This is a genomic window from Streptomyces sp. NPDC001153 (assembly GCF_053598315.1).
This window is the reverse complement of record NZ_JBSFJZ010000107.1, coordinates 1-7,592: the sequence shown is the minus strand read 5'-3', so window position 1 is coordinate 7,592 and position 7,592 is coordinate 1. Positions and strand designations below refer to the sequence as shown.

9 protein-coding genes are annotated in these 7,592 nt (G+C 69.3%); 5 read left to right on the top strand and 4 right to left on the bottom strand.

The window, feature by feature from the left end:
• Positions 1 to 386 precede the first annotated feature (386 nt).
• Complete coding sequence (locus ACWDEN_RS47670) at positions 387 to 1,256, bottom strand: NmrA family NAD(P)-binding protein (RefSeq protein WP_450864366.1); 870 nt, start codon at positions 1,254 to 1,256, stop codon at positions 387 to 389.
• Between the two features lie 313 nt (positions 1,257 to 1,569).
• Here ACWDEN_RS47670 and ACWDEN_RS47665 point away from each other — a divergent pair, with 313 nt between their 5' ends.
• Complete coding sequence (locus tag ACWDEN_RS47665) at positions 1,570 to 2,106, top strand: transposase family protein (protein ID WP_450864368.1); 537 nt, start codon at positions 1,570 to 1,572, stop codon at positions 2,104 to 2,106.
• 172 nt (positions 2,107 to 2,278) lie between these two features.
• Positions 2,279 to 3,160: a hypothetical protein gene (locus tag ACWDEN_RS47660; protein WP_450864370.1), complete on the top strand. Its 882-nt coding sequence runs from the start codon at positions 2,279 to 2,281 to the stop codon at positions 3,158 to 3,160.
• On the opposite strand, the gene ACWDEN_RS47655 is transcribed toward ACWDEN_RS47660, so the two are convergent.
• Entirely contained in the window at positions 3,117 to 3,659 is a 543-nt protein-coding gene (locus ACWDEN_RS47655; protein WP_450864364.1) for a DUF6368 family protein, read from the bottom strand. The genes ACWDEN_RS47660 and ACWDEN_RS47655 overlap by 44 nt on opposite strands.
• 190 nt (positions 3,660 to 3,849) lie before the next feature.
• Here ACWDEN_RS47655 and ACWDEN_RS47650 point away from each other — a divergent pair, with 190 nt between their 5' ends.
• Positions 3,850 to 4,911, top strand: a complete 1,062-nt coding sequence (locus ACWDEN_RS47650; protein WP_450864362.1) for a hypothetical protein — start codon at positions 3,850 to 3,852, stop codon at positions 4,909 to 4,911.
• A gap of 112 nt (positions 4,912 to 5,023) precedes the next feature.
• On the top strand, positions 5,024 to 5,263 hold the full coding sequence (locus tag ACWDEN_RS47645) for a hypothetical protein (protein WP_450864361.1): 240 nt from the start codon (positions 5,024 to 5,026) through the stop codon (positions 5,261 to 5,263).
• A 5-nt stretch (positions 5,264 to 5,268) separates the two neighbouring features.
• Here the strand turns inward: ACWDEN_RS47645 and ACWDEN_RS47640 are convergent, their stop codons facing one another.
• Together ACWDEN_RS47640 and ACWDEN_RS47635 are read right to left on the bottom strand one after the other, a co-directional pair.
• Positions 5,269 to 5,874, bottom strand: a complete 606-nt coding sequence (locus ACWDEN_RS47640) for a hypothetical protein (protein WP_450864359.1) — start codon at positions 5,872 to 5,874, stop codon at positions 5,269 to 5,271.
• Positions 5,875 to 6,178: 304 nt separating this feature from the next.
• Complete coding sequence (locus tag ACWDEN_RS47635; protein ID WP_351623200.1) at positions 6,179 to 6,973, bottom strand: leucine-rich repeat domain-containing protein; 795 nt, start codon at positions 6,971 to 6,973, stop codon at positions 6,179 to 6,181.
• A 111-nt stretch (positions 6,974 to 7,084) separates the two neighbouring features.
• Here ACWDEN_RS47635 and ACWDEN_RS47630 point away from each other — a divergent pair.
• The coding region (locus ACWDEN_RS47630) for a hypothetical protein (RefSeq protein ID WP_450864357.1) at positions 7,085 to 7,592 on the top strand (508 nt) is incomplete at its 3' end.

Below are 7,592 nucleotides of genomic sequence, written 5' to 3'. Positions count from 1 at the left end.
CCAGCCCGTCCAACCGCTTATTGAAACGCGGTGTCTGTAGGTCCGGGTGGGGATAATCAGTTTACAGGGGGGTTATTAGCCCCCCCCCCCCCCCCCCCGCACGCCACTCGTCACTGTCGTACGGGTGTGCGCCCTGTACTGCGTTGAGTCGGTCCTTGATGAAGCGGTCCAACTCGTCGAGGTCTGCCTCGGTGAGGCCAGCGGCGTGAGTCAGCTTGACGTCGGGTGGCCAGCTCGGTGGCGGTGGTCATCAATCCCTCTCTCAGAAGCCGAACTGGCCAGCCGTCATGTCCGGTTTGTCGCATCGGATAGGTGAGCTTGTCCGGGCCTCAAAGCAGCACCTCCTCTTCGGCTTCCACAAAGCCGAAGGCCTGGGACGCACGCGGTCACAGCTGGGGGCGGAGTACGTCGTAGGCCCAGGCAGCCAAAGTGGTGGGGGTGGTGGTGTGCAGGGTTCGCGGCTGTTCCGGGACGAAGCCGTTCCGCAGCCCGGTCGACATCCCGACGACCGCTTCGACCAGGCCGTCGGCCATTCCGGATGTGCGCAGCAGGTTACGCATCGCATCGTCGCTGACCCGCTCTGCGCGCAGCGGGCGGCCGATGGCGGCGGACACGATCTCGGCAGCCTGCGGCCAGGTGAGGTCGGCCGGGCCGTGGACGGCCTGGACACAGCGTCCGGACCAGCCGGTCGACAGCAGCCGGGTCACGGCGACCTCCGCGATGTCACGCGGCGCGACCCAGGCAAGGGGCTGGTCCAAGGGCAGGATCACGGGAATGACGCCGGTGCGTACGGCATCGAGCTGGAGCTCCAGGTTGGTGAAGAAGTAGCCGCAGCGCAGGTGCGCGACGGTGGCACCGAGGGAGTCGAGGGCGAGCTCGGTTCCCGCGAGACCGTCGATCTCGCCGGCTCCGTGGCGCTTCTCGGCGCCGACGCTGCTCTGGAAGACCGTCCGCTCGATGCCGTTCTCCCTGACGGCGTGCACGACGCTCGCCGTGGCCAACTCGTAGTCCCCAAGCGGATCTTCGCCCACCGACGGGGGATCCACCCAGAACAGGGCGTCGGCCCCGGCAGTGGCGGCGACGACAGCCTTGGTGTCGCGCTGGTCCACCGCGACCGCCTCGACCTCGCGACGCACGTCGGGCGCGAGCCGTCCGGGATCGCGCGCCAGTACCCGTGGACGGACTCCGGCCCGCAGGAGCATGGCGACAACGTGTCGTCCGACGTTGCCGGTGGGCGTCGTGACTGCGATACGCATGGCTTGGTGTCCTTTCGACGGTTTCCAGCAGGACGCTAGAAGCCAATCCAGACACCTCGTGTCCCCTTTGCGGGACAGGCCACGCGTGGCTCTGTTCACGAGAACCGGCTCGGCTCAACTTCTCTGAAGCGGCCACTCTGAGTGACGTCTGAGCTGCTCCGGGCCGTACGCAAAGTCGCCCGAAATCAGTCCGCGGGCAAGGCAAGTGGACCGACAGTTCGGGGCCGTGGAAGAGGTCATGCTCCGGCTGGAGGAGTTGTTGTTCCCCTAGATCGCGGACGTCGCGGTGCTGTCGGTGGACGTGAACATCGAGATGGTGCGCGTTGACGCGCAATGCACTGCGGACGGCGCCGTGTGCCCGGTCTGCGGGGTCTGGTCGAACCGGGTTCATGGTTCCTACCTGAGGTTTCCCGCTGATGTTCCGAGCGGAGGCCGAAGCGTTGTTCTCCAGCTCAGGGTTCGTCGGTTCGCCTGCGGGAACCGTGGGCGCTCACGCCGTACTTTCGTCGAGCAGATACCCGGCGTGACATGCCGGCATGGTCAGCGGACCGAGCGGCTGCGCTCGACTCTGGCTGCGGTCGGTCTGGCCCTCGCGGGCCGGGCCGGAGCCCGCATCGCCCGCGTCCTGGGGGTGCCCGTCAGCCGCAGCACGGTGCTCCGGCTGGTCGACGCTCTCCCGATCCCGAGGCGGCCGTCCACGTGTGGTCGACGTCGACGAGTACGCCACCCGCAAGGGCCGCCACTCCGGCACCGTCCTCGTCGACATCGAGACCCGCCGCCCCATCGACCTGCTGCCCGACCGGGAGGCATCCAGCCTGGCGGCCTGGCTCGCCGAACGGCCAGGCGTTGAGGTCGTCTGCCGGGACCGGGCGCGTCTGCCGGGACCGGGCGCCGTTTTTCGCGGAAGGCGCCACCACCGGCGCCCCGGAGGCTATCCAGGTCGCGGACCGGTGGCATCTCTGGCACCACCTGAGCGAAGCCGCCGAACGAGCCGTCGCCCAGCACCCCGCTGCCTGCGAGCTTTGGCCCCGGCAGCACCCGAGCCTGAGCCGGAGCCCGCCCCTGGAGAGGAGCCGTCCGGCTCGCCCTGGCCGACCGGGCACCGGTTCGCCGACCGCAGCCGGGCCCGGCACGCCGCTGTTCACGCACTGCTGGAGGCCGGGCACAGCCGCCGCTCGATCCAGCGGCAGCTCGGGATGACCTGGCGCATCGTCAAACAGCTCGCCGACGCCGCCCGGCCGGAAGAACTCTTCACCGGCCAGTGGCAGAACCGGCCCTCCGTCCTCGACGAGTACAAGACCTCCCTCGACGACCGGTGGAAAGAGGGCTGCCCCAACGCCTGGAAACTGTGGGAGGAGATCGTGCCGCTCGGCTACAAAGGCAGCTACCAGCGCGTCCGCGCCTACCTGCACAAGAAGCGCACCTCGCCGCGGCCGGTGACCGCCCGGCCACCCTCGCCCCGTACGGCCGCCGGATGGATCCTCCGCCGCCCAGAAACCCTGACCGAGCCCGAACAGCTCCAGCTCAAGACCGTCCGCACCCACTGCTCCGAACTCGACGCCCTCACTCGGCACGTCCGCTCCTTCGCGGTCATGCCCACCGAGCGCCAGGGCGACCTCCTGCCCCAATGGCTCAACGCCGTCCGGCAGGACGACCTGCCCAGCCTCCACACCCTCGCCGCCGGCATCGACCGAGACCTCGACGCCGTCATCGCCGGCTTCACCCTGCCCTGGAACTCGGGTACGTCGAAGGCCACGTCAACCGGATCAAGATGCTCAAGCGCCAGATGTTCGGCCGCGCAGGCTTCAGGCTCTTACGCAAGCGGGTACTACTCGCCTGAGCCGGCTGACCGAGTTCCGGCTACTTCAGCAGTTGGAAGCCGGGCTGCCGAGCCCATGCTCTGAGGAACTCCGCCGAACCGTACGTGGTGGGCAATGGATCGGTCACCATGGCGATGACGCCGGGAAGACCGGCCACGATGGGTACCTGGTCCTCCCTTAGTTCGGCGTTGACAACGCCGCCGATCACGTCCATGACGGCGGCGGTCAGTAGGGCCGTGACGACGTGGTCGACTGGACGGTTGCAGAAGGCGACGACGTGGACGGCGTGGGTCGGCGTGAAGCCGATGAGAGGCTCCTGATCGACTTCGTCAGCGTGCTCAGCCTCGAAGACGGACTCGTCGCCGATGCCCGCCCCCATGACGGAGACCAGAACGGGCCGCCGTCCGTCCACGCCCCCGGTGTACGAGATGCCGAGGCTCTCCGCCTGAATGTTCAGGTCGTACTCGCCGACCCGCTTCTCCTCAAACCGTGCCGAGGAGCGAACCAGAAGGTCACGGAGCTGCTGAATCGCAGCGCGGGGGACGGCCTCCGCCAACTCGACCACCAACACCGGTCCACTCATGGCTCGCAGCCTAACCAGCCGGAACCGTCCTACCCACCTCATTACTCAGCGTGCACGCTTCACAGAAATTGAGTCAGAGCCCGAGAACCGACAGCACATGTTCACCAGTTTCGACAGCACGGAGAGGTCCGGAATCTTCGAACGACGTGGCCTGATGACACCTGTCAGACCTCAGGCCTAAGGTGTGCCGGTGATCTTCAGAAGGAATCAGAAGGCCGCGGACCTGGCCGCCGTCATGTCAGAGCTGGAGCAGGCAGTGGCCGCTCGCGACGGTGGCCGCACCGAGCGAGCGTTCAACGCGGCGATGAGTGGTCTGCAGTCGGCGACGGGCACCGAATGCGTGCCGGTGGGACCCCGGTTGGCCGCGCTACTCCCTGCCTTTCCGCCCACCGGTCCGCGCCCGATGCTGGCGACCATGGCCGGCTTCTGCGTGGAACGTGGTGCCGATCCGGCGGCGTGTGCGGAGCCGGTCCTCGACGGCACCCACCGGGACCTGCTCGATGCCCTGGAGTTCGCCCGCCGCTGGGCCGCCGCCGGCGATGCCGGGGACGAACTGCCAGACGCCGACGAGAAGATCATCGACGACGCGCTGATGGCCCGGCTGGGTGGCGAGGCGCACGAGGCGTTGCGGCTGGCGCTGGCCTGGTGCTCGGTCGAGCAGTGGCAGCCCCCCGCGCTGGCCGTGCTGTGCCGCAGCACCGAGGTGCGCCGTCGGCACGCATCCGCGCTCCTGCCCGCCTGCCGCGACCTGGCGGCCCTGGAGCGGCACGACCTCAAGTGCCTGGCTTACGCGCTGGCGATCCTGGACGACGAGCCCCTGGTGGTGTTGCACCGGCCCACCGGGACCGGGTTCGAAGTGCGCATCGGCGGCATCGGGGACAACTTCCAGTTGCACACGCTGCTCGCCCACGTCCTCGTCGGCGGCGGCCACGTGCCCGGCACCGCACCGTCGGCGGAGAGCGTCCGCCTGGCCACGGGCCCCGAGCCCGCCCAAGGGCGCACCGGGGCCGTCGCGACCGGGGCCTTCGAACTCCTCGCCCCGGACGGGGAGCGGATCTGGAACGAGGGGCTGCCCGACGACATCCCCGTTGTGGAGGGACGCCGCCTGCTCGTGCTGGACGAGCCGATGTACCCGCGCAGTTGGAACGCCGACCGGTTCTTCCCGATGCTCCCGGGGACGGCCGAGCTGACTCGTGTGCTGTCCGCCGACGAGGTCCAGACCTGGTTCACCTACACCTGCTGGACGTCCTGACCCGGTCGCCCGGCGCCACCGCTGGGCGTCGGCTGCTGCCGCGGCCAGAAGTCGGGGCTCGGGCCTGGCCACTATCGAACAAGAAGCGCACAACATCGGGTGCGCGGCATCGGTGCGCTCAGTGGCCGGCCTCCCGGCCGTGGTGCGGTCCGGGCTCCTGCGGGCGGTGAACCCGCTGGTCGTCCTCGCGCACCGGGTGTACTGGGTCGGCATCGTCCTGTTCAGCGTAGCGGCCCTAGCGGGCGCGGGAGTCGGCGGCCGCCTTGGTGAACGCGTCCTGAAGGTGGCGCAGTCGCTCGGCCGTGAGATCGAGGGCTTCCACATCCGTGGGGGACTTCCTCAAGGCCCGTAGCGCCGTCAGGTCGACCGCCTCCCGGCGGCCGGCCTCCGGCTCCTGGTCGTCGTGCTCCCGGTCGGCGGGCCGGGGTGCGAGCAGCTGCTCGGGCATCGCCGCCTGCTGGGGTGCGTGACGACGTCGTACGCCCGGCCCCGCGCAGCGGTGACGGTGGTGCGCAGCTTCTCGCGGAGCACCGCGCCGGCGAGGACGGCCCGCTCGTACTGCAACGGAACGCGAGGTACCTCCCACTGCCCCGGCCCCAGGTCCGAGGGCCGGGGCGGCGCGGACGGTGTGCCTGGGTCGGCCGGGGGCCGCCGGTCCGGGTCCGGGAGGGTGGTCGGCGGGCGGCGGGCGGGTTCGAGGTCGGCCAGCGACCAGCGGGCGGTGTAGAGGAGGTAGGCGGGCAGCAGGCCGCGCAGCGTCTTCAGCTCGCTGATGTCCAGGCAGTACGTGGCGCGCGCGGCGTCCACGATTTGCTCGTCCAGGCCCGGCTCGCGGCGGCGGCCGCGCAGGACGAGAGCGAGGTGACGACGGGCTTCGGCGAGCAGGTGCCGGCGGTGGGTCAGCTCGCCGAGGTATGGCACCGCATCGACGCCGAGCCCGGCGATCTCAGCGACGTTGTCCAAGCCGACCACCGGGTCGCCACCGTCGGACGGGGATCTCAACACGCACGAGAAGGCACTCATCGCCGAGCTACGGGATCGCTGCCAGCGACGCTAAATCCTCGGTGCGCAGGCCGCACGCAGGCCGGGGTCCGGCCTACGCCAGGATCGCTGCCGGGGCGTCACCTCACCAGTTGCCCGGATCGGCTATCAGCGCGACTCTCCGAAGTGCACACGGCCACAATAGGCCGTACCACGCAAGGAGAGAGACGATGGCCCCAGCGCCGGGGTGGCAAGCACACCGCCCCGGTGCCCCAGGTGACGATGGTCAACGCGACGGAGGCTGTTCGATCGCGCCGCCCCGATGATGTGTAGGGATGTAGCCCTTCGCCCCAGGTGGCAGAGCATCGAGGCACGCCTTGGAGCAGGCGTTGACCAGTAGCGGCAGGACGTCGGTCGCCACCACCTGGGAGAGCCACGCCTGGTGCGGGCCCGGCGCCGAGATCGGGCCGGTGCAGACACTGCAGGTGCGTGCCGCGGTGGTGCCCCAGCGGGCGGGAGCCAGGCCGTCGAGGTCCAGGACCGTATCGCCGGGCGGGAGGAGACGCGGGAACGGCGGCCGGTACTTGTAGTTGCCGTAGATCGAGCGTGTGCTCACCGTGCTGTTCACCAGCCGAGCGCATCGCGTGATTTCGTACGGGAACCAGTGCAGCCGTCGCGAAGTGTAGGGGCTGAACTCCTCCAGGCTTGTCATGTCGCCGATCTCCGGGGGTATCCGGACCAGGTTGCTTCCGTACAGCACAAGGGTCCGCACCGCCGTCAGTCGCCCGATCGACGCCGGCAGCGTCACGATCTGCCGCCGCTCCTCAGGGCTCAGCTCCGGCAGCGGGCGGAACTCCTCCCGCCCGTCGGACGCCGCCTCTTCGATCAGCTCCAGCAGCCGGAGCCAGCCCGGAGCACTGGTGTCCTGGATCTCGGCGTGGAAGGACGTCGCGGCGCCGGGCGGACTCACCCGGACCTGGCTGAAGCAGTGGCAGCGGTCCTGCAGCACCCCGGGCTGGGAGTCCACCGCCTCGGGAAAGCGGTTCGGGAAGACCTGTGCGGGCAGCTGTTCGTCCGTCATGGCGCAACGATAAGGACGTGGCGCCCGGTACGGCGCCATCCGGTGTCCCCGGCCGGTGATGTAACCGCCCTCCGTCAGCTACTTGGTGATGGTGTCGGCCAGGAAGCCCCCGTGTGGGTTGACGAGATCTCACTGATGCCCTCGCCAGCGGCCGTTGCTCGCCCACCCAACGATCACGGCCTTCGTGAACCACGCCACTTTAACTTCGATGGCACACGTCAATCTTCGACGGCACAGAACACCCAAGTGCACGACGATTCCCCGCTGACCCGTCTCGACATGTTGCGGTTCGCCCGCCGCATCGTCGAGCAGCAGGCCGCGCGACAGCTGGACCAGATCGACCAGCGGATCGCGGATGAGGAACGGCGCGAGCACGAGCGGCAGCAGGGCGAGCAGCATCGGCCGCCGGCACCCGACTGGCTGCTGGAGCTCGGCCTCAACCGTGAAACGGCCGCCGTATACGTCCAGCCGGCGGCTGCTGGAACGCCGGTGGGCGCAGCAAAGGTGTCGACCGATCGACCGCACTTAGAAGTCCTAACAGAAGTGGTTGATCATGTGACTGCTGGCTTATCCGCTCGTTGGTCTGGTCGTGGGGAAACGTCAGTCGCGGCCGTGGATC

What these genes read in the sequence shown, in the direction of transcription:
- ACWDEN_RS47635 (WP_351623200.1), bottom strand. Translation starts at nt 6,973, where the DNA reads ATGACGGACGAACAGCTGCCCGCACAGGTCTTCCCGAACCGCTTTCCC.
- ACWDEN_RS47665 (WP_450864368.1), top strand. Translation starts at nt 1,570, where the DNA reads ATGGTGCGCGTTGACGCGCAATGCACTGCGGACGGCGCCGTGTGCCCG.
- ACWDEN_RS47655 (WP_450864364.1), bottom strand. Translation starts at nt 3,659, where the DNA reads ATGAGTGGACCGGTGTTGGTGGTCGAGTTGGCGGAGGCCGTCCCCCGC.
- ACWDEN_RS47670 (WP_450864366.1), bottom strand. Translation starts at nt 1,256, where the DNA reads ATGCGTATCGCAGTCACGACGCCCACCGGCAACGTCGGACGACACGTT.